Consider the following 20,359-nt stretch of genomic DNA (forward strand, 5'->3'; position numbering starts at 1 on the left):
AGGAGGTGCAAGTATGTACGCAATTATCGAAACTGGCGGTAAACAAATTAAAGTAGCAGCTGGCGAAGCGGTTTACATTGAAAAATTAAACGCAGAAGCAGGCGAAACTGTTACATTTGACAAAGTTTTATTCGTAGGTGGCGAAGACGTGAAAGTCGGTGCTCCACTAGTTGAAGGCGCTACTGTAACAGGTACTGTCGAAAAACAAGGTAAGCAAAAGAAAATCACTGTTTTCAAATACAAAGCGAAGAAAAACAATCGTAAAAAACAAGGTCATCGTCAACCATACACTAAAGTTGTTATCGAAGCAATCAACGCGTAAGGGCTGATTCTAGATGATCAAAGTTGTATTTGATGCTCCGCAGGAACGGATTGCTTCGTTCACCTTAAGCGGACATGCTGATTTTGCTAAAAAAGGTTCTGATATCGTTTGTGCAGGTGTATCGGCTGTTTCCTTCGGGGCAGTCAATGCCATCATGTCCTTAACGGACGTAGAGCCTGAGATTGAGCAAGGGCGAGAAGGCGGCTATCTTCGCTGCGCCATTCCGGGGAATCTTTCGCCGGAATCGGAAGAGAAGGTTCAGCTGCTTTTGAACGGAATGCTCATATCGCTGCAAACCATCGAACGTGATTATGGTAAATACATGAAAATTATCCTCAACCAATAGGAGGTGGAACAAATGTTAAGATTAGATCTTCAGTTCTTCGCTTCGAAAAAAGGAGTAGGTTCTACAAAGAACGGACGTGACTCAATCTCCAAGCGTCTTGGCGCTAAACGTGCAGATGGTCAATTCGTATCTGGTGGTTCTATCCTTTACCGTCAACGCGGAACAAAAATCTATCCTGGTGAGAACGTAGGCCGTGGTGGAGACGATACTCTATACGCTAAAGTAGACGGTGTTGTTAAATTCGAACGTTTCGGACGTGACCGTAAAAAAGTAAGCGTATATCCAGTTGCACAAGAAGCATAATTGGCATCTTTGAACAGAGGCTGACTCAAAAGGGTCTGATTCCTTCTACAAGACACTATATACCGCGTCATTATTAATAATGGTATGCTATATAGTGATGAAGGGGTCCGGCCCTTTATTTATACTATAGGAACGAACCAGCATTTTGCAGGAGACTTTAGTCATTAGTATAAGGAAACAACCTCTGACTTACAAAAGGCTCGCCAATAGGCGGGCTTTCTTAAACTTTCAGGGGGTAAATCCAAGATTATTCATCCATCCGATTTGGTTAAACCAAATAGACACTCCAATTCAACTATAATATCTCCAATTGGTGCATAAATAAGGCCCATTCTCTTTTTTAGTTCAAATGGCTCTACCATCGTCCAAAGAACTCAGGGTGTGCGGCTGTATTTTTTGGACGGGGGCTTTCATGTGAAGGCATGTGAATCGAGCTTCATTTCCTGTTTGTTGTTTTTTTGATATACTGTACAAATGGAAGTATTCAACATGATAGAGCTGAAAAAAGTTTCTTTATCATAATTGAAGGTGTTAATAATGGATAAAAATTGGACGACTATTGAAACTCTGCGTCAAACCAGGCATGACTGGCTGAATAAAATTCAAATCATCAAAGGGAATCTGGAGTTGAACAGAATTGATCGTGTCAAGGGCATCATTGATGAAATCATTGTTGAAACCCAGAATGAAGCACGACTTTCCAGTTTGAATTTGCCCAAGTTCACCGAGATGCTGTTGACGTCGAATTGGAATAATGGATCATTTTTTTGCGAATATGAAATCATTGATGTTTTTGAAGGCTCAACCGAGATGGACGGGCTGATGTATCGCTGGACAAACGATTTCTTCAAGATTCTGGATAAAAACCTGGATCCGTTTTTTGAAAATATACTGGCTGTTTCTATGTGTAAAAAAGAAGTGAGCGATATGCACTGTACATTTCATATGCAAGGCAGGTTCATTGATCAATCCCCAGTGATCGAGTTTTTGGAAAGTTCATTAACGGCCGAGCAATCAATTGAAATTCTTGAATGTAATGAGGATGAAATATTTTTTAAGATGGATATTAACTTTTAGAGAAGTATACAGCAAGAATTGACTTGCAGAAAACAAGGAAGTGATAGCATGTTTGTCGATCAAACGAAAGTCTATGTAAAAGGCGGAGACGGTGGTAACGGGATAGTTGCTTATCGTCGTGAGAAATTCATACCTAAAGGCGGACCGGCTGGCGGAGATGGCGGTAATGGGGCCAATGTCATATTTGAAGTGGAAGAGGGCTTGCGTACATTAATGGATTTCCGTTACCAACGTCACTTTAAGGCACCTCGCGGAGAACATGGCATGTCCAAAAACATGCATGGTGCGGCTGCAAAAGATATGGTCATCAAGGTTCCACCTGGCACCGTTGTCATCGATGATAAAACGAAGGAAGTCATTGCTGATTTAGTTGAGCATGGACAACGCGCCGTTATCGCCAAAGGTGGCCGCGGAGGCCGGGGAAATTCCCGTTTTGCCACGCCTGCCAATCCTGCACCTGAAATCGCGGAGAATGGCGAACCCGGCCAAGAACGCGATATCGTCATGGAATTGAAACTGTTGGCTGATGTCGGTTTGGTTGGTTTCCCAAGTGTAGGGAAATCCACTTTGCTTTCTGTCGTATCCGCAGCAAGGCCTAAAATTGCCGAATATCATTTTACAACGATCGTACCGAACCTAGGAATGGTGGAAACGGAAGATCACCGCAGCTTCGTCATGGCCGATTTACCTGGTCTGATCGAAGGCGCTTCAGAAGGAGTGGGACTTGGACATCAATTCCTGCGCCATATTGAAAGAACGAGGGTAATCGTTCATGTAATCGATATGTCGGGTCTTGAAGGCCGGGATCCATATGAAGACTACCAAACAATCAATAAAGAATTGGAAGAGTATAACCTGCGCTTGACTGAACGTCCGCAAATCATTGTAGCAAGTAAAATGGATATGCCGGACTCAGAAGATAACTTAGCTGCTTTCAAAGAAAAGCTGGAAGAAGACTATCCTGTCTTCCCGATTTCTGCCGTGACGCGTGAAGGGATCCGTGAGCTTCTTTATGCAATCGCTGATAAAATTGAAGAGACCCCTGAGTTCCCTCTTGAACATGAAGAAGAGAATACTGGAATCCATCGGGTTCTATATAAACATACATCACAGTCGGATGAATTTAACATTGAACGCGAACCCGATGGCAGCTTTGCCGTATCAGGATTCAAGATCGAGCGTCTATTCAAAATGACTGACTTCACCCGTGAAGAGTCCATACGTCGTTTCGCCAGACAGCTTCGTTCATTCGGAGTCGACGAAGGCCTTCGCCAAAAAGGTGCGACAAATGGCGATATCGTCCGTATCCTTGAATATGAATTTGAATTTGTTGATTGATTGGAGAACATGATGGCAGGCAAAAGGAGGCGTGCGGAGTTTGAATAAGTCCGATCAGAAATTTTTCCTCGTTCGAGAGGATGTCCTTCCCGAAGCGATGAAAAAAACGCTGGATGCAAAAGAAATGATTGAACGGGGAAAAGCGGAATCAGTTTGGGAAGCGGTACAGCGAGTGGACCTAAGCAGGAGTGCTTTTTACAAATACCGTGACACGGTTTTTCCGTTTCATACAGTTGTTAAGGAAAAGCTGATTACACTGTTCTTCTATCTTGAAGATCGTTCTGGTACTCTATCGGAGCTTTTACGGCTCGTCGCCTCATCCGGTTGCAACATCATGACCATCCACCAAACGATTCCTTTACAGGGACGTGCAAATGTCACCCTATCCCTGAATACGGGTGGGATGACGATGGATATTAATGAACTGCTCACTAAACTGCGTAAAATGGAGTTCGTCGAAAAAGTCGAAATCATTGGTAACGGCGCATGAAAACAGCCTGTACATGACACATGTACAGGCTGTCAGTTTGTAGACAAAAGGTTCCCAAACCTTTTCCAACTGATACTGAACAAAAAAGTTTGCCTATTCGTTTCATGCGGTGCAGACCGTAATGGATTTATGTTGGGGACGATAGTAGCTCCGGGAAATAATCCGGCAGCTTTCATTAAAATGCAATAGTAAATCTGTTCAAACAGGTGACCGTCCGCGGAAAGCGAGGTCAACGTTTAAAAACATAAAATAGCCTGAAGACAAACTCATTTATTATCGGGTTTGTCTTCAGGCTGTTTTCATTTGTAAGAGGAAATTAACGATTAACTATTGTAAAAAATCAGAAAATGGCATAACATAAACAATAGATTTTCCGTGAAAAGGAGTTTATAATATGACAGCGAAAATTGCATTTCTTGGACCAAAAGCAACGTTCACGGATTTAGCTGTATCGCGACTATTTCCTAATGATATAAAAATACCGATGAACACGATTCCGGACTGCCTTGATGCTGTTCGGGACGGGGAAGTGAATCACGCGCTCGTGCCGATCGAGAATGCTTTAGAGGGTTCGGTAAATATAACGATGGATTACTTAATCCATGAAGTCACATTGCCGATGAAAGGCGAAGTGACGATTCCAATCCAACAGCATTATATGGTGCACCCGGATCATGCATATCCTGGTTTCAAACCTGACATGGTTTATTCGCATTCCCATGCCATCGCTCAATGCCGCAAATTCCTACATAATGAGCTAAGGGGCATTCCGTATGAGTATGTCACATCCACAGCAGCCGCTGCGAAAATGGTGATGGAGAATCCCGATATCAATATTGCGGCGATTGCGAATGATATGGCTGCGGAGGAGTACGGTTTGACGATTGCCAAACAAAATATTCACGATTACGAACATAATCACACCAAGTTTATCGTCGTATCCAACAGTGAAGTCGACTATGAAGGGCATTTGACCGTTGAAGGGGACAAGAAAACGACCTTGATGATTCAGCTGCCTGCCGACCACTCAGGGCAGCTGCACCAAGTCCTTTCCGCTTTTTCCTGGAGGAAACTTAACCTTTCCAAGATTGAATCAAGACCAATGAAAACAGGATTGGGCAATTACTTCTTCATCATCGACATCGAAATGTCCCTTGACGATGTCCTCATCCCAGGAGCGATCTCTGAGCTCGAGGCCTTAGGATGTACGGTATCGATCATGGGAAGCTATTCATGTTTTAAAGTCCAAACTGGTGTACCGCAACGATGAATGTTAAAAGCTGAGTACGATGAATAAGATGGGTGCCCCGGAATTATTTCCGGGGCATTTTTTGTGTTCGTTAAGATTTGTATTTCCCTTGTGTACAAGTTCCTAAAATGGTGGGCTGTCATTTGATGAAATATATAGCAATAGGCAGGTTTATTGGATTCTGGGAAGATGGAGAAGTTTTTCATGATAAAAAGTGCCTATGATTCTGGATGGAAAACAAACACCGATTGTGCTGAAAGCAAATACAATAAGTAAATCTCGGTAGGCCACATGTGGAACTGGCAAATACATATTTGAAAACTAATTCAGTGGATGCACCTTTTTAATCAAAAATGTAGAGAGAGGGTGGTGGTCACCAGAGATGGATAATCAATTCAAAGAAACTTTCGGTTCGTGGACCCAAGCGATAGGTACCATCATTTCAGCTGTTGCTGGTACACCGTCCCATGTCTTGGACGAAGAATTTCGTAAGAACTTGGATTTGATTGGAAATGAACTTCAAGCAACAGGAAATGCCTTATTGGCCGACGCGGAAGAAACCTGGTCCCTGGATAAATTCGGGAATATAATACAGGCAATCGGAAATTCGACTGTTATCTTAGGTCTAGTCATTGACTTTGATGAAATAACGAAACAGGAATTAATCATCAAAGGCAATCTGATTCAAGCGTTGGGAGGAGGAACCGCTTTGGCGGGGGCATACGAAAATCCGGATGAACCGGAACAGGCCTTCAATGCTACGGGAAATTTGTTGCAGGCGATTGGTAATTCGATGCAAGCGATGGGTGGAATTGCCGAACTTAAAAATAGCATTCTAGAAAAAGACCAAGATAAGAATCATGAACAAGAAGAACAAGATAAGGAGCAGGAACAGCAAAAGTATCAATATCCTAATTTGGAAGAGAAGCCATCTGATGCAGAATTAATCCAAGTGATGGGGGGATGGGTACAGGCGGTCGGTTCCGTCATTAGCCTTATAGGGCAGTTGAGAAGTAACGAAGATGAAAACTCCGGGAATGGAAGCTCAAATGAAAGCAATTCCAATGATGAGTGAGCATGAGAGTCCATAAAAAAAATCCTCAAAAGCCCTATTTTTGAGGATTTTTCGTTCATTCAATCGACTAAAATGCCGGCATCCCTCAAAGCGCACTCCGCTTCGTCGAGCAGTTCTTCAGATGATGCGCTCAGTGTATGGAGATGGATGCCGCTCGTTAGTTCCGATAAAAACGATGCATTCGTTGCCGTCACCCTTGAAAGGAATTGCTGGACCTCCTTACGGCTGCTGACCATGATGGAAGCGGTTAGGTCGCCGTATACGGGGTGCTCGATTTTGACATCTTTCACCGTGATGCCGATATCCACTAGTAAATATAGTTCTTCTTGGGTCCGGGAAGGATCGTGCTGGCAAGCAATGATCCTTTCCGGCTTCTGCGTGCTCCCCGTTTGCAGGTACAGATAGCCTTGGCTTGTGGCAATGATAGGTTCATTCCGCGCTTTCAGGAGGGTTATGTCACCAACGATAACCTGCCGGCTTACATTCGTTATTTGCGAAAGCTCGCTGCCCGTTACAGGCTCCGTGCTTGTTTGCAATAAATGTAAGAGTTTCGTCCGTCTTTCTTCCCCAAGTAATTTCTTTCTTTCCATAAACATTCACCTCTTTAATTACAAACATTCTAACACAGATTGGAGGGTTTTATCGAATGGAAGCTATTCCTTCGATGCAGTCCGCCAACTTGTGAATGTCGTCGGCCGTCGTGTTTTTGCCAAAGGAAAAGCGGACGAATTGATGGGCTTCATCTTCGCTTTTTCCAATGGCCATCATCGTTTTTGAAGGATCCTGTTTTCCGATTTGGCAGGCGCTTCCCGTCGAAACGGCGAATCCTTTCTGGTTTAATTCCAGCATGATGTACTGTCCTTGCAATCCAGCGAAGGTCAGCGCCAATATGTGAGGCAATTGCTCGTATTTTGCTTCAATGATTTGAAAATCGATTTTCCTTTCCGTCAGCCGTTGAATCAATTGCGTCCTAAGTGCGGAGATCCGTTTTCGTTCATCTTCCATGATGTCGCCCAATTTCTTAGCAGCGGTCACGAAGGAAGCTATCGCGGGGACGTCCACTGTTCCTGGTCTGAAACCATATTCATGAGTGATATTCGGTACCGAAGCCTTCAACTGATGGATGGCCGGGAAAATGACGGCCCCAGTCCCTTTTGGACCATAAACTTTATGACTGGAAACGGATAGTCCATCACATGAGGCGGCTATCTTGCCAAGTGGTAATTTAGCAAATGATTGGACGCAATCCACATGAAAAAAAGCCTTGTGTTTTCGAACGATTTCACTTATTTGCTCAATGGGTTGAATGACCCCGATTTCCGAATTCACATGTTGGACAATGACTAAGCATGTTCTCTCCGACATGCATTCCTGCAGATGTTCAATATCAACACGGCCATCTTTCAAATGCCGTAAATAAGTAACCTCGAAGCCATCTTGTTCAAGCTTTTCGACGAAATTGGCAAGAGATGCATGTTCAGTCCGGCTTACAATCAAGTGGTTCTGCCAGGATGGTTTCGAAGCGATGAAAGTATCGATCGCAAGCATGTTGCTTTCTGATCCGCCGCTCGTAAAGATGATTCCTTCCTTTTTTATGTTCAGCATTTCTGCGAGTTGCTGCCGTGACATATCCAATAAACGTGCCGCTTCAGAGCCAATATCATGCAAACTGCTCGCATTCCCGAAAAACTTCCGGGATGCTTGGCTGAATACGTCAAGAGCCTCCTCATCAATCGGAGTTGTAGCGGCGTAATCCAAATAAATCAAGAAATCACTTCCATCCTTTAATCTTAAAAAACTCTTGATAATAGTTTAATAATATGTAAATATAGTTGTCAAGACACCTGTCATAAACAGGAGGAATGAAATAATGGTAAAAGCGGATATCATCGTGATAGGCAGTGGGATTGCTGCCTTGAAAACGGCATTGGAAGCAAGTGAACATAAGCATGTGATACTCATCACAAAATCAAATATCCGTCATGGTAATTCTTATTTAGCCCAGGGCGGGATTGCTGCTGCAATATCTGATCGTGATCGAGTATCCTTTCATAAAAAAGATACGCTGGCGGCTGGTCAGCGATATAACAAGGTGAAGGCAGTGGAAAAACTCGTTGAAGAGGCACCTTCGGTTATAGCTGAACTTATTGCTTCGGGTATGCGATTTGACCGAGATGATGACGGAATTTTATTGCTTGGCATGGAGGGGGCCCACAGTGAACGAAGAATCCTCCATAGTCACGGGGATGCTACCGGAAAGTACATGATGGAACATCTTATAGGCTGCTTGAAAAAATCATCGGTTACTGTGATGGAGAATGTTGCTGCAGTGGAGTTGATCATCGGGAAAGATGATTCTTGCATAGGCGTCAAAACACTTGATAAGGCAGGGGAACTTGTTGCCTATCACGCGGAACGGACGGTTTTGGCAACAGGCGGCTGTGGTTCCCTATACCATTTCACTTCAAATTCACAAACGGTTTCAGGTGATGGGATCGCACTTGCATTCAAGGCCGGTGCAAAAGTGCGTGACATGGAATTCATACAATTCCATCCGACCCTGCTTTTTGTGAATGGCAAAGTGAAAGGGCTGGTTTCAGAAGCGGTTCGCGGGGATGGTGCGAGATTAGTGACGGAAATGGGAAAGCCGATCATGGAGGATGTCCATAGCTTGAAGGATCTAGCACCAAGGCATATTGTTGCACAGACGATTTTTTCTTATTTGCAGCGCGGTGAAAAGGTATTTTTGGATATTTCGATGATCAAGGATTTTAAAAATCGTTTTCCGACAGTGAGCTCATTATGCGAAAAAAGCGGGCTGGACCTTCAATTGGGGAAAATCCCGGTTGCACCTGGAAACCATTTTCTAATGGGAGGGATTGATGTGGATGAATCGGGGCAAACCTCTGTACCCTCTTTGTATGCAGTTGGTGAAGTGGCATGCACTGGTGTACATGGTGCAAACCGATTGGCAAGCAACTCCCTTCTCGAAGGATTGGTTTTTGGAAATACGCTTGGCCGTTTCCTTGCTAAAGTGCCGGCAAGGTCGATACCGCAAGAAAAAGAGCAGTCCAAGAGTTCCAGTCAAATTTCCTTTCTACCTGAACTCACGACATTGCAGGAAAAATTAATGAACGAAGCGGGAATCATTCGAAATGAAGCGGGTTTAACTCGACTGAAGGATTATCTTGAGACATTTAATATCGAAAAATTGCTGCAAATGGAAGTGACGGCATTACCGATACAGGAAATAACGAAAATCAATGCCATCATCGTGGCGTGGCTGATTGCCGAATCCGCATTGACCAGAACCGAAAGCAGGGGCGGTCATTTCCGCAGTGACTATCCTAACGAAGATGACACCCAATGGCTTGAAAATTCGGTTAGCCTTGCTTGCACGGATGTAAAAAACCGAGTGAAAGGGAGACGACTATATGAATATATTGAAGCTTAAGCAGATGCTGCAACAATTTTTAATGGAAGATATAGGGGAATGCGATGTAACGAGTGATACGATTTTTGATCAAGGTGAACAGGGTACTTTGACATTCATCGCAAAAGAAGGCGGGGTCTTCAGTGGAGGGGACGTCATCAAGACGGGATTTGCATTGCTGGATGAGCAAATCGAGGTTTTCCTTTTTGTTCAAGATGGCGAAGTTTTCGAAGAAGGACAGCAGCTTGCAAAAATGACCGGCGATATGGCCTCCCTTTTAAAAGGGGAACGGGTCGTTTTGAATTTGGTGCAGCGTATGTCCGGAATTGCGACACAGGCTCAAAAAGCTGCCATGATATTAGCGGGGACGAAGACGAGAGCTTGTGATACGAGAAAAACCACACCGGGCCTGCGGATGCTGGAAAAATATGCGGTCCGTTCCGGCGGGGCATTCAATCACCGATATGGTCTGTATGATGCAGTCATGATAAAGGACAACCATATTTCTTTCGCTGGGTCCATAACGAAAGCGGTTCAAACGGTAAAATCCAAACTGGGACATACCACTAAAGTGGAAGTGGAAACGGAATCACCGCAGCAGGTGCTTGAAGCAGTGGAAGCCGGTGCAGATATCATCATGTTCGATAACCGGAGCCCCGAAGAAATCAAGCAACTGATCAAATTGGTTCCCGCCCACATCATTACTGAAGCTTCTGGAGGAATCCATTTAGACAATCTAGCCTCATATCGGGAAACAGGGGTAGATTATATTTCGTTGGGCAGCTTGACGCACAGTGTCAGGGCACTTGATATCAGCGCAAAGGTCAAAGAGCAGGAGGGGATATTGAAATGAACATATTGGAGATGGCTAAAACAGCAGGAAATACATTGCCTGAAAAGTATAAAACGATGACAAAGGAAGAGATGGAGAATCGGGTCCATGACATCAAGAAACGACTGGGGACCCGTCTTTATATCCCAGGTCATCATTATCAACGGGAGGAAGTCATTCAATTTTCGGATTCAACGGGGGATTCACTTCAATTGGCACAGCTTTCCGCGCAAAATCGTGAAGCGGATTATATCGTGTTTTGCGGCGTGCATTTCATGGCTGAAACAGCGGATATTTTGACGGAAGAAGGGCAGACGGTTATCCTTCCTGATATGCGTGCAGGCTGCTCCATGGCGGATATGGCCGATATTGAACAAACGGAACGGGCGTGGACAAAGCTTCAGGATCTTTTTGGCGATACGATCCTTCCGCTAACTTATGTGAATTCAACTGCGGCCATCAAAGCTTTTGTAGGGAAAAATGGCGGGGCGACGGTGACGTCTTCCAATGCACAAGGGATGGTCTCGTGGGCCCTCTCGCAAAAAGAAAGAATCCTTTTTCTTCCCGATCAGCATCTTGGGAGGAATACCGCCTTTGACCTTGGAATCCCATTGAATGAAATGGCTGTCTGGGACCCGCATAAGGATGAATTGATCTATGAAGGGGAACTGGAAGATCTGAAGGTACTTCTTTGGAAAGGACATTGTTCAGTCCATGAAAATTTCACTACGGCGAATATTGAAACGCTTAGAGCGGAGCAGCCTGAAATGAATATCATCGTTCATCCCGAATGCCGCCGTGAGGTAGTCGCCCTGTCTGATTACGCGGGTTCGACATCGTACATCATAAACATGATTGAAAAAGCCGAACCAGGTAGTTCTTGGGCAATAGGCACGGAAATGAACCTTGTCAAGCGTCTTATCGCCAATAATCCTGACAAGAACATCATCTCATTAAATCCGAATATGTGTCCGTGTCTTACAATGAACCGGATTGATCTGCCTCACCTGCTATGGGCGCTTGAAGCCATTGAAGAAGGTATCATCATCAATCCGATAAAAGTGGAGAAGAACATTGCTGATAATGCCATCCTGGCATTAAACAGAATGCTGGAGCGCGTTTGAGTCAGTGCAAAAGACTTTGAATCATGAGAAAAAGAGGGGTAGAACACCCGTTCGGTCAGTCGGCCTAATGAGGATTGAATGGTCTTATCCCGAATGCAATTTTATCATGGGATTATTGCCATGATTTTAAAACAAGACAGTAATCCACGTGTATTGTTACTGTTTTAGCTGAAACTCACAGGTTTGCGACTCTCCTGCCGAATAACTGGATAGCCGAGGCACTTGCGTCGAGGAGGCTTGGCAGACAGTCGGCGGAAAGGGAGCGGATTTCTGAAATCGAATATAATTTTCACCATAAAAAAGGAGACAAACTCGCTTTTCTTCGAATTTGTCTCAGTCTGAAAGGGGGATAAACTCCCCCTTTTTTTATGTTTTGAAACAAGTAGAACTTTTAAAGGTTATTCGCTTTAAAAGTATTGCCTTCATTCATATCACCGGATTTAAATCCTTTATTGAACCACCGTTTTCTCTGTTCGGATGTACCGTGCGTGAAGCTGTCCGGAACCACGTACCCCTGTGCCTTTTTTTGGATACGATCATCTCCCACACCACTTGCTGCATTCAAGGCTTCCTCAAGATCGCCTTCTTCAAGCAAATTCTCTCCTTGGACATGATGTGCCCAAACTCCAGCCAAATAATCGGCCTGTAATTCAAGACGGACAGAATACCTATTATATTCAGTCTCGCTGACCTTTGACCGATCGGGCATTTCCTTCTCCGTTGTCCCTAAAAGTGTCTGAACATGATGTCCGACCTCGTGGGCAATGACATAGGCCATGGCGAAATCCCCGGGTGCCTGGAATTCTCGCTTCAACTCTTGATAAAAGCTTAGATCAATATATAGTTTCATGTCACCAGGACAATAAAATGGCCCTACCGAAGAAGCTGCCATCCCGCATGCCGATTCGACACTGCCTGAATACATGACAAGTGTAGGTTCCCTATATTCCAGTCCATTTTTACGGAATTCTTTTGTCCAGACCTGTTCCGTTTCTGCAAGGACGACAGATACGAACTGCGCAAGCTCCTTCTCTTCATCCGTTTCGACATAAGAGCTGCCATTGTTCGGTTCAGTAGAATTCAAGCTGCCCAGCAAATCACTTGGATTACCGCCAAGGAGCGTCACGATCAAGACAATTACCAATCCGACCCCACCGCCGATTCCTGCCATGCCTTTTCCGGTCATCCCTCTTTTGTCCTCGACATTCGAGCTGCCCTGTCTACCTTTCCATTTCATTATTATTCCCCCTAGGAATGTAAGATAAGTACCTGAAGACAAAGCCTTAGGCCATTTACTTTCTTATACCCGTATTTCCCTAAGTTTAGACAGAAGCTTGAAAGAAGCATTTCAGAACATAACTAAAAAACCATTGCCTCCTCTCTAGGATGAATGCAATGGAATCTCCTTTTTTAAGATGTCATATCATTTATTTCTTCTCCAAAAAAGTAGCTTCCATGTCCCTAAATCATTGAACCAATCATAAAAGTCATTTTTCACGCATAAGTTTTCATGATAAAAATAATAGCATTTCACCCACTGCTTCATAGAATATATGGACATATGCACAGGAGGGGTTAACAGCGTGAAAATTCATATAGTCCAAAAAGGCGATACACTTTGGAAACTCGCCAAAAAATACGGCGTCAGTTTTGAAGAACTTAAAAAAGTTAACGCGCAATTGAGCAACCCGGACATGATGATGCCCGGAATGAAAATTAAAATTCCAGGGACATCCGGAGCTGTAATAAAAGAAACGGGTAAACCAAACGTGAATATTCAGCCGGGAATGAAAGAATCCCAAATTCAACCGTATCAGCCTCAGCAAGCACCAATGAAAGAGCAGCAAATCATGCAAAAGCCGGCTGTAAAAGAACAGCCGAAATTTCAACAGCCCGTAAAAGAGCAGCCAAAATTTCAACAACCGGTAAAAGAACAGCCGAAATTTCAACAACCGGTGAAAGAACAGCCAAAATTTCAACAGCCCGTTAAAGAGCAACCGAAATTTCAACAGCCTGTAAAAGAGCAACCAATCGTTCAAAAACCAAAAAAAGAGCAGCAAATCATTCAGCCAAAGCCTATCATTAAAGAAAAGCAAAAAGTCGTTCCAAAAGAAATGCCGGTGCCTATGCCGGTAATTCCGGAGATCGATGTCAATAATTATTATATGGTCAACATGACTAATATGAGTGTGCAAAAGCCTCCTGCACCACCGCCTTTACCAAAGAAAAAAGAAGAGCCTGCAGTCACTAAAAAGAAGAAGAAAAAGCCAGCTGTACAGTCAGCTCAGGATGAGCCGGTGGATGATTGTATTCCAGTAACGCCAATCTTGCCTGGAAGCGGCTATTGCATTCAACCGCCACCGTGGGCACATATGCACATGCAAGGCATGCAAGCCCCATACCAAGGCGTTCAAGGGTATCAGGGGGCTCCGGAAATGCATGGTTATCAAATGATGGAAGAGAGCTCTGATATTTGGGGAGAATCTCCTGACATGGAAATGATGGATCATGGATTTGTCCAAGGGGCGAGCATGAATGCACCAAGCCAGCAATATTATCCATATCAAGCCTCCGCACCGGTTCCGCACCATTATTATGGAGGGATGAATCAACAACCTCAAGCAGGTTCATATATGCAACAAGATTATGAGTCACCAGGTGAATCACCTTCCTACAATCAAAACTTCCCTCAGTTTTCACAGACTGCCGGTGAGGAAGAGGAAGATTGCGGCTGTAATAAGGGGCTACTTGGAACTTATGGTCCGGGAGTGAAGGGACAGTATCAAGGGAACCAAGGGATGGATGCCAATGCACATAACCATCCGGATTATCACCAATATCAATCCGTTCAATCACATCAACAGGCCCCATACCCAGGGATGTCACCTAACGAGTCTCAGATGGGAATGGATATGCAATATCAATTTGATGATGAGTCAGAAGAATCAGATGGATTCATGATGATGGGCGGCCAAAACGGAGGTCAGGCACCAGGCATGATGATGGGCGGCCAAAACGGAGGTCAGGCACCCGGGATGATGGGCGGCCAAAACGGAGATCAGGCACCAGGCATGATGATGGGCGGCCAGAACGGAGGTCAGGCACCAGGCATGAGGATGGGCAGCCAAAACGGAGGTCAGCCGGACATGTTGATGGGCGGCCAAAACGGAGGGCAGCCACCAGGCATGATGATGGGCGGCCAGAACGGAGGTCAGGCACCAGGCATGATGATGGGCGGCCAAAACGGAGGTCAGGCACCAGGCATGATGATGGGCGGCCAAAACGGAGGTCAGCCGGACATGTTGATGGGCGGCCAAAACGGAGGTCAGCCGGACATGATGATGGGCGGCCAAAACGGAGGTCAGCCGGACATGATGATGGGCGGTCAAAACGGAGGCCAGCCGGACATGATGATGGGCGGTCAAAACGGAGGCCAGCCAGGCATAAAGGAGATGCAAATAGGAGGTCCTCCAGGGATGGTGGGCAGCCAAAACGGAGGCCAGCCAGGCATGATGATGGGTGGCCAAAACGGAGGTCAGGCACCAGGCATGATGATGGGCGGCCAAAACGGAGGCCAGCCGTGGATGATGGGCGGTCAAAACGGAGGTCAGCCACCAGGCATGATGATGGACGGCCAAAACGGAGGCCAGCCGTGGATGATGGGCGGCCAAAACGGAGGTCAACCAGGAATGATGGGCAGCCAAAATGGAGGCCAGCCGTGGATGATGGGCGGTCAAAACGGAGGTCAGCAAGGCATGATGATGGGTGGTCAAAACGGAGGTCAACCAGGAATGATGGGCAGCCAAAATGGAGGCCAGCCGTGGATGATGGGCGGTCAAAACGGAGGACAGCCAGGAAGGATGGGCGGCCAAAATGGAGGCCAGCCGGGGATGATGGGCGGACAAAACGGAGGTCAGCCAGGCATGATGATGGGTGGTCAAAACGGAGGACAACCAGGAATGATGGGCAGCCAAAATGGCGGCCAGCCGTGGATGATGGGCGGTCCAAACGGAGGTCAGCCAGGAATGATGGGCGGCCAATATGGAGGCCAGCCGTGGATGATGGGCGGCCAAAACGGAGCTCAGCCAGGAATGATGGGCGGCCAAAATGGAGGCCAGCCGTGGATGATGGGCGGCCAGAACGGAGGTCAACCAGGGATGATGCCGGGACAATTTGGCGGTCAGCCGGACATGATGCGCGGACAGCTTGGGGGGCAACCTGAAGCTATGTTACCTGGACAAATGGGAGGCCAGCCAGGCCAATTCGGGGGCGTGCGTGCACCTGAAACATTTGGGATACCGACATATGTAGATGAAAGCGATGACTACTAATCATCAAGGAGACAGTGTTTTTAACACTCGTCTCCTCTCTTATTTAAATCGTAAGCCAAAGAATGTCCACCATATCCAAAGCAGTGTCTATTTAATAAGTTTTGAAAAAGGTCATTCAATGATCCTTAAAGGGTTTGACAGTTTTGAAAAATGGGATCGACAAAGAGAACTGACTTCTTTATTAAAACAAAAGGGATTTCATCAAACGTATTATATTCATCAGAATTTAATGCCCTTTCAATTTAAAGGGAAGTGGTATGGCAGTATGGACTATTTTCCGCCGAACAAGAAAAAATTCAGGTTTTCCAATGATAAGGACCGCTTAGAAGGCATTCAGTTACTGGAAAGCTTCCATGATGTGTCGGAAAATCTCTCCATTAACGCGCCTGTGTTCAATCAATCAAAAAAGTGGAAAGAACGCTTATCACTTTTTAAAAAGAACTTTTCTTATGTTCGCCAATATGTTTCCGAAGATATAATCAAGGAATGGATTAGATGGGGGGAATGGTCGCTAGAGGGGTTTGATAAATATCAGTCTTTATGGGATAAGGAAAAGAAAGTCATCATTCATGGTGATTGTGCCCACCATAATTTCTTGCGGAGAGCGGACGGTATTTTGACTTTAATCGATTTTGACTTAATGGCAAATGCCCCGAGGTGCATTGATTATTTACAGTACGCAAATCGAATTTCGCCCCATTTGGAAGATGCGGCCAACGAGCTGTGGGAAGTGCCGCAATTGCAAAGGTATCAGTCAGACCTGGCCTTTTTATATGCTTTAACTTACCCTACCGATATCTTCCGTGAATGGAATCGTCTTAATAAAAGTTCTTCCCAGCTTCATTCGGTCTGGAAAATGACAGTGGAAGGTTATTCGGAGCGGATGGAGATGAATGAAAAATTGGCGAAAAGGATTTCTTCCCTTAATAGGAATTAAAACGGGATTTTGGCCGTATCTTACAGAGTACATTTCCCGTTCGACACCCATGCTAATTATGAGCGGAATATAGCTCATTCTATTGCAATGGGAGGGTTATTGGTGCAGAAAATAAAATGGGCACAGCCGCTTTGTACGGTATTGGCCGCCGTCAGTTTGGTTGGATGTGCTAATAATGATACAGCGGAAAATGAAAATATCACGAATGATACAGGGTACCATGAAAAAGATGCATTGGTGCGAAACATCAATTATGAGAATATGGTGCATGGTTTATACAATAAAGATGATGCGTACAGTAAGAGTGACCGTAACTACCATGGACATGAAAGTAAGCCGCTAAAGGCAAAATCATCTTATTATAATTCTTATGAAGGCACTTTAGCCGACAGAGTAAATGGTGTCGCCAATAAAGTGGAGCAGGTTAGCGATGCCAGGACAATCATCATGCAAGATGAAATGCTGGTAGCCTTGCTGCTTGATGACTACAGCCAAGCAAATGATGTTAAACAGAGAATCAAGAAGGAGATCGGACCGCTTACCAATGGCCGTACCCTATATGTAACCACCGATGAAGGTGTCTATTTCAGGACGATGACACTTGATAACAATCTTCGGGATGGAGATACGAGGGAAATGATCATTTTGGATGCCAATGACATGTTCGATAACCTTAACATCCACGAAAATCACTTAAAATAATTTGTGGGCTGACCCGACTTGGAGTCAGCTCTTTTTGATTTTTTCAGGTTAATAATCCTTATTTAGGTCAAACTACATAAAAAGTAAACGCCTTAAGAGGTGAGTATATTGTTTAATCAACTTAGAATCCAATTTTTCATGGCACTTTTCATATTGCCATTTTGCTTAACCGTTTTTGCGGAAGAAACCGTTCAAAAGGAAAATGATCCAATTGAAAGGAAGGTCATTCTTCAGCGTATGTATTTGGATGGCGAGTTAAGTGAAGAGAAATTGACAGAAACAATTTGGTCGATGGAGGACTTTTGGGCAAAATATGAAGGATGGCAAGTAGTCGATCAAAATGAAGAGCAGATTGTCATGAAGAAAATTGAGAATGACATATCTCCGCTGTTAAAAGCGAATGGTTACCTTGGGATGAGGGAAGATGGTACATTATCCATTTTTATCGGCAGGCCTGAGCACGCCAAGATCATTCATACATTCTACCAAATAGACGTTGGTAAACTTGAAGCATACAAGCAGGAGGAACTGCAAAAAGGGATTCCGATCATGAATAAAGACCAATATAAACAGCTCATTAAAGAATATGAGCCATATTCGGTAAACTAGGGTGGGATGATATCCCACCCTTCAGACTGTAGACTAACTCGATAATGATGGAGAGTTGTCTACAGTTTTTTTGGTGTTTACCATTACCGTTGATTTCCATTGCGGGCACTCGCTTTCCGCGGGCGGTCCACCCTTTGTGTTTTTGCGCCTGTCGGGTCTCCCTTGGACGCTAGTCTTGCACGCCTGTTTCAATCAACTTTATTTTAAGCAGTGAGGTGACACCCGGAATTCCTCGTGAATAGACTTTGCCGATTATGAAATAACTTTTAATGAACAACACCCCCTTTTTATGATAAAATGAGAGGTACAGCAAAATCAGGGAGAGAATTAATTTGTATGATTATATAAAAGGCAAGGTCGATTATATCGGACCTGAATACATAGTTGTGGAAAATGGGGGGATCGGATATCAAGTGATGACGCCGAATCCTTTTATTTTTTCCGCTCAATACCAGAAAGAAATCCAAGTTTTCCTGTATCATTATGTTCGTGAGGATATGGTGGCATTATACGGATTTCAGACTCGTCAAGAAAAGGCATTATTCACAAAATTATTGAATGTAACCGGAATCGGGCCGAAGGGTGCCCTAGCCATATTGGCATCAGGCCAGGTTGATCAGGTGGTACAGGCGATCGAAAATGAAGATGAATCATTTTTGGTGAAATTCCCGGGAGTCGGAAAGAAAACGGCACGGCAAATGATTCTCGACTTAAAAGGGAAACTGGAGAACATTATACCGGATGCGTTTCCAAGCTTGTTTAACGAAGGCGTCACGGCTGCAATCAGTCCAAATGGTTATACGGAGGAATTGGATGAAGCAATTCTTGCATTGAAGGCTCTTGGTTATTCTGAAAAGGAAGTCCAAAAGGTAGCCAAGAAATTGCAGGCTGAAGATATGACGACCGAGCAATATATTAAGAAAGCATTGCAAATGATGTTAAGATAAGGAGTGGCGCAATGGAGGAGAGAATATTCAATCAGGAAGCCGATCTGAACGAACTGTCCTTTGAACAAAGCCTGCGGCCGCAAAACTTAAAGCAATATATCGGACAGGATAAAGTGAAAGCGAATTTGAGTGTATACATCGAGGCGGCAAGGATGCGTGAAGAAACGCTCGATCATGTACTTTTATATGGACCGCCTGGTCTTGGCAAGACGACGCTTGCCGTCATCATCGCCAACGAAATGGGTGTGAATATCCGCACGACTTCCGGTCCCGCCATTGAGCGGCCGGGAGATCTGGCGGCCATTTTGAGTGCACTTGAACCAGGTGATGTATTGTTCATTGATGAGATTCACCGTCTCCCTCGTGTTGTTGAGGAAGTGTTATATCCGGCTATGGAGGACTTCTGTCTGGATATTGTGGTCGGTAAGGGGCCGGAAGCCCGTTCGATCCGGATCGACTTGCCGCCGTTCACCCTTGTAGGGGCCACGACACGGGCAGGCTCGCTGTCTGCACCGCTCAGGGACCGTTTTGGCGTATTGAGCCGTCTTGAATATTATACCGAAAACCATTTGACTGATATCATCATCCGTACAGCAAGAATCATGGATACGGAAATGGACGATCAAGCAGCGGCAGAGCTTGCAAGAAGGTCAAGGGGCACACCAAGAATAGCCAATCGGCTTTTACGGAGGGTCAGGGATTTCGCCCAGGTACGCGGTGATGGGACGATAACGGCGGAGCTTGCCGATTATGCGCTTGAATTAATGCAGGTCGACCGTTTAGGACTTGATCATATTGACCATAAATTACTTAAAGGGATCATTGAAAAATTCCGTGGCGGGCCCGTGGGCTTGGAAACGATTGCGGCAACGATTGGCGAAGAGGCACATACGATCGAAGATGTGTATGAACCATACCTGTTGCAAGTCGGTTTTCTTCAGCGCACCCCAAGAGGCCGGATGGCAACACAGCTTGTTTATGAGCATTTCGGCATGGAGATGCCTGAATGATGAATATACCAAAGATGGTCATGATTCTGGGTGTGATTATTTTCGTGATTGGTTTCGCGATGAAATATATCCATCTCGGCAGGCTGCCGGGAGATATTTTTCTGAAAAAGGGGAATACGACTTTTTACTTTCCTATCGTTACATCAATCATCGTCAGTGTTGTGTTGTCCGCGATTTTTTATTTGATCGGCCGTTTTAAATAATGATTACAGCTTGATAGACACGTAAGGAAGT

21 protein-coding genes are annotated in these 20,359 nt (G+C 44.9%); 18 read left to right on the forward strand and 3 right to left on the reverse strand.

Annotation, left to right across the window (positions count from 1 at the left end; translation table 11 throughout):
- The first annotated feature begins 13 nt into the window (after positions 1 to 13).
- The 8 genes from rplU to A6755_RS09455 all read left to right on the forward strand — a co-directional run bounded on the left by rplU (position 14) and on the right by A6755_RS09455 (position 6,200).
- Complete coding sequence (rplU, locus tag A6755_RS09420) at positions 14 to 322, forward strand: 50S ribosomal protein L21 (RefSeq protein WP_034308849.1); 309 nt, start codon at positions 14 to 16, stop codon at positions 320 to 322.
- Positions 323 to 335: 13 nt separating this feature from the next.
- On the forward strand, positions 336 to 668 hold the full coding sequence (locus tag A6755_RS09425; protein WP_063590509.1) for a ribosomal-processing cysteine protease Prp: 333 nt from the start codon (positions 336 to 338) through the stop codon (positions 666 to 668).
- 12 nt (positions 669 to 680) lie between these two features.
- Complete coding sequence (gene rpmA, locus A6755_RS09430; protein WP_048688955.1) at positions 681 to 971, forward strand: 50S ribosomal protein L27; 291 nt, start codon at positions 681 to 683, stop codon at positions 969 to 971.
- Positions 972 to 1,508: 537 nt separating this feature from the next.
- Complete coding sequence (locus A6755_RS09435; protein WP_063590510.1) at positions 1,509 to 2,048, forward strand: Spo0B domain-containing protein; 540 nt, start codon at positions 1,509 to 1,511, stop codon at positions 2,046 to 2,048.
- A 48-nt stretch (positions 2,049 to 2,096) separates the two neighbouring features.
- Positions 2,097 to 3,386: a GTPase ObgE gene (gene obgE, locus A6755_RS09440; protein WP_063590511.1), complete on the forward strand. Its 1,290-nt coding sequence runs from the start codon at positions 2,097 to 2,099 to the stop codon at positions 3,384 to 3,386.
- 40 nt (positions 3,387 to 3,426) lie between these two features.
- The gene (locus A6755_RS09445) at positions 3,427 to 3,876 is read left to right on the forward strand and encodes an ACT domain-containing protein (protein ID WP_034308837.1); all 450 of its coding nucleotides are present in this window, start codon (positions 3,427 to 3,429) and stop codon (positions 3,874 to 3,876) included.
- A 394-nt stretch (positions 3,877 to 4,270) separates the two neighbouring features.
- Positions 4,271 to 5,146 (forward strand): prephenate dehydratase, encoded by an 876-nt coding sequence (gene pheA / locus A6755_RS09450; RefSeq protein WP_063590512.1) that lies wholly within the window; start codon positions 4,271 to 4,273, stop codon positions 5,144 to 5,146.
- A 361-nt stretch (positions 5,147 to 5,507) separates the two neighbouring features.
- On the forward strand, positions 5,508 to 6,200 hold the full coding sequence (locus A6755_RS09455; RefSeq protein WP_063590513.1) for a DUF6944 family repetitive protein: 693 nt from the start codon (positions 5,508 to 5,510) through the stop codon (positions 6,198 to 6,200).
- Positions 6,201 to 6,259: 59 nt separating this feature from the next.
- Here A6755_RS09455 and A6755_RS09460 read toward each other — a convergent pair whose 3' ends face one another.
- Both A6755_RS09460 and A6755_RS09465 read right to left on the reverse strand, forming a co-directional pair.
- Positions 6,260 to 6,790 (reverse strand): transcription repressor NadR, encoded by a 531-nt coding sequence (locus tag A6755_RS09460; protein ID WP_053535832.1) that lies wholly within the window; start codon positions 6,788 to 6,790, stop codon positions 6,260 to 6,262.
- A gap of 49 nt (positions 6,791 to 6,839) precedes the next feature.
- The gene (locus A6755_RS09465; protein WP_063590514.1) at positions 6,840 to 7,967 is read right to left on the reverse strand and encodes an IscS subfamily cysteine desulfurase; all 1,128 of its coding nucleotides are present in this window, start codon (positions 7,965 to 7,967) and stop codon (positions 6,840 to 6,842) included.
- 103 nt (positions 7,968 to 8,070) lie between these two features.
- Here A6755_RS09465 and nadB point away from each other — a divergent pair, with 103 nt between their 5' ends.
- The 3 genes from nadB to nadA are packed head-to-tail and all read left to right on the forward strand — an operon-like array spanning position 8,071 to position 11,589.
- On the forward strand, positions 8,071 to 9,654 hold the full coding sequence (gene nadB, locus A6755_RS09470; RefSeq protein ID WP_063590515.1) for an L-aspartate oxidase: 1,584 nt from the start codon (positions 8,071 to 8,073) through the stop codon (positions 9,652 to 9,654).
- Positions 9,635 to 10,486, forward strand: coding sequence for a carboxylating nicotinate-nucleotide diphosphorylase (gene nadC / locus A6755_RS09475; RefSeq protein WP_034308822.1), 852 nt, complete (start codon positions 9,635 to 9,637; stop codon positions 10,484 to 10,486). Before nadB ends, nadC begins: the two co-directional genes overlap by 20 nt.
- Positions 10,483 to 11,589, forward strand: a complete 1,107-nt coding sequence (nadA, locus tag A6755_RS09480; protein ID WP_063590516.1) for a quinolinate synthase NadA — start codon at positions 10,483 to 10,485, stop codon at positions 11,587 to 11,589. The genes nadC and nadA overlap by 4 nt, the downstream gene beginning before the upstream one ends.
- Positions 11,590 to 11,980: 391 nt before the next feature.
- Here the strand turns inward: nadA and ypfJ are convergent, their stop codons facing one another.
- Positions 11,981 to 12,826, reverse strand: a complete 846-nt coding sequence (ypfJ, locus tag A6755_RS09485; RefSeq protein ID WP_063590517.1) for a KPN_02809 family neutral zinc metallopeptidase — start codon at positions 12,824 to 12,826, stop codon at positions 11,981 to 11,983.
- 346 nt (positions 12,827 to 13,172) lie between these two features.
- On the opposite strand from ypfJ, the gene safA reads away from it, so the two are divergent.
- The 7 genes from safA to A6755_RS09520 all read left to right on the forward strand — a co-directional run bounded on the left by safA (position 13,173) and on the right by A6755_RS09520 (position 20,328).
- Positions 13,173 to 15,920 carry a SafA/ExsA family spore coat assembly protein gene (gene safA, locus A6755_RS09490; protein WP_063590518.1) on the forward strand — a complete coding sequence of 916 codons (2,748 nt, stop codon included), beginning with the start codon at positions 13,173 to 13,175 and terminating at the stop codon, positions 15,918 to 15,920.
- On the forward strand, positions 15,910 to 16,857 hold the full coding sequence (locus A6755_RS09495) for a phosphotransferase (RefSeq protein WP_174878705.1): 948 nt from the start codon (positions 15,910 to 15,912) through the stop codon (positions 16,855 to 16,857). The genes safA and A6755_RS09495 overlap by 11 nt, the downstream gene beginning before the upstream one ends.
- A 102-nt stretch (positions 16,858 to 16,959) precedes the next feature.
- Positions 16,960 to 17,559 carry a YhcN/YlaJ family sporulation lipoprotein gene (locus A6755_RS09500; RefSeq protein WP_063590520.1) on the forward strand — a complete coding sequence of 200 codons (600 nt, stop codon included), beginning with the start codon at positions 16,960 to 16,962 and terminating at the stop codon, positions 17,557 to 17,559.
- Positions 17,560 to 17,658: 99 nt separating this feature from the next.
- On the forward strand, positions 17,659 to 18,168 hold the full coding sequence (locus A6755_RS09505) for a BofC C-terminal domain-containing protein (RefSeq protein ID WP_373689759.1): 510 nt from the start codon (positions 17,659 to 17,661) through the stop codon (positions 18,166 to 18,168).
- Between the two features lie 332 nt (positions 18,169 to 18,500).
- On the forward strand, positions 18,501 to 19,115 hold the full coding sequence (ruvA, locus tag A6755_RS09510; RefSeq protein WP_057276624.1) for a Holliday junction branch migration protein RuvA: 615 nt from the start codon (positions 18,501 to 18,503) through the stop codon (positions 19,113 to 19,115).
- Between the two features lie 11 nt (positions 19,116 to 19,126).
- Positions 19,127 to 20,125 (forward strand): Holliday junction branch migration DNA helicase RuvB, encoded by a 999-nt coding sequence (ruvB, locus tag A6755_RS09515; RefSeq protein ID WP_034308811.1) that lies wholly within the window; start codon positions 19,127 to 19,129, stop codon positions 20,123 to 20,125.
- Complete coding sequence (locus tag A6755_RS09520; RefSeq protein WP_034308809.1) at positions 20,122 to 20,328, forward strand: DUF2905 domain-containing protein; 207 nt, start codon at positions 20,122 to 20,124, stop codon at positions 20,326 to 20,328. Before ruvB ends, A6755_RS09520 begins: the two co-directional genes overlap by 4 nt.
- Positions 20,329 to 20,359: the final 31 nt, after the last annotated feature.

The organism is Peribacillus frigoritolerans (assembly GCF_001636405.1).
GTDB lineage: Bacteria > Bacillota > Bacilli > Bacillales > DSM-1321 > Peribacillus > Peribacillus frigoritolerans.

What these genes read in the sequence shown, in the direction of transcription:
- rplU (WP_034308849.1), top strand. Translation starts at nt 14, where the DNA reads ATGTACGCAATTATCGAAACTGGCGGTAAACAAATTAAAGTAGCAGCT.
- A6755_RS09425 (WP_063590509.1), top strand. Translation starts at nt 336, where the DNA reads ATGATCAAAGTTGTATTTGATGCTCCGCAGGAACGGATTGCTTCGTTC.
- rpmA (WP_048688955.1), top strand. Translation starts at nt 681, where the DNA reads ATGTTAAGATTAGATCTTCAGTTCTTCGCTTCGAAAAAAGGAGTAGGT.
- ruvB (WP_034308811.1), top strand. Translation starts at nt 19,127, where the DNA reads ATGGAGGAGAGAATATTCAATCAGGAAGCCGATCTGAACGAACTGTCC.
- nadA (WP_063590516.1), top strand. Translation starts at nt 10,483, where the DNA reads ATGAACATATTGGAGATGGCTAAAACAGCAGGAAATACATTGCCTGAA.
- ypfJ (WP_063590517.1), bottom strand. Translation starts at nt 12,826, where the DNA reads ATGAAATGGAAAGGTAGACAGGGCAGCTCGAATGTCGAGGACAAAAGA.
- obgE (WP_063590511.1), top strand. Translation starts at nt 2,097, where the DNA reads ATGTTTGTCGATCAAACGAAAGTCTATGTAAAAGGCGGAGACGGTGGT.
- pheA (WP_063590512.1), top strand. Translation starts at nt 4,271, where the DNA reads ATGACAGCGAAAATTGCATTTCTTGGACCAAAAGCAACGTTCACGGAT.
- nadB (WP_063590515.1), top strand. Translation starts at nt 8,071, where the DNA reads ATGGTAAAAGCGGATATCATCGTGATAGGCAGTGGGATTGCTGCCTTG.
- A6755_RS09455 (WP_063590513.1), top strand. Translation starts at nt 5,508, where the DNA reads ATGGATAATCAATTCAAAGAAACTTTCGGTTCGTGGACCCAAGCGATA.
- A6755_RS09435 (WP_063590510.1), top strand. Translation starts at nt 1,509, where the DNA reads ATGGATAAAAATTGGACGACTATTGAAACTCTGCGTCAAACCAGGCAT.
- A6755_RS09495 (WP_174878705.1), top strand. Translation starts at nt 15,910, where the DNA reads ATGACTACTAATCATCAAGGAGACAGTGTTTTTAACACTCGTCTCCTC.
- A6755_RS09460 (WP_053535832.1), bottom strand. Translation starts at nt 6,790, where the DNA reads ATGGAAAGAAAGAAATTACTTGGGGAAGAAAGACGGACGAAACTCTTA.
- A6755_RS09520 (WP_034308809.1), top strand. Translation starts at nt 20,122, where the DNA reads ATGATGAATATACCAAAGATGGTCATGATTCTGGGTGTGATTATTTTC.
- nadC (WP_034308822.1), top strand. Translation starts at nt 9,635, where the DNA reads ATGAATATATTGAAGCTTAAGCAGATGCTGCAACAATTTTTAATGGAA.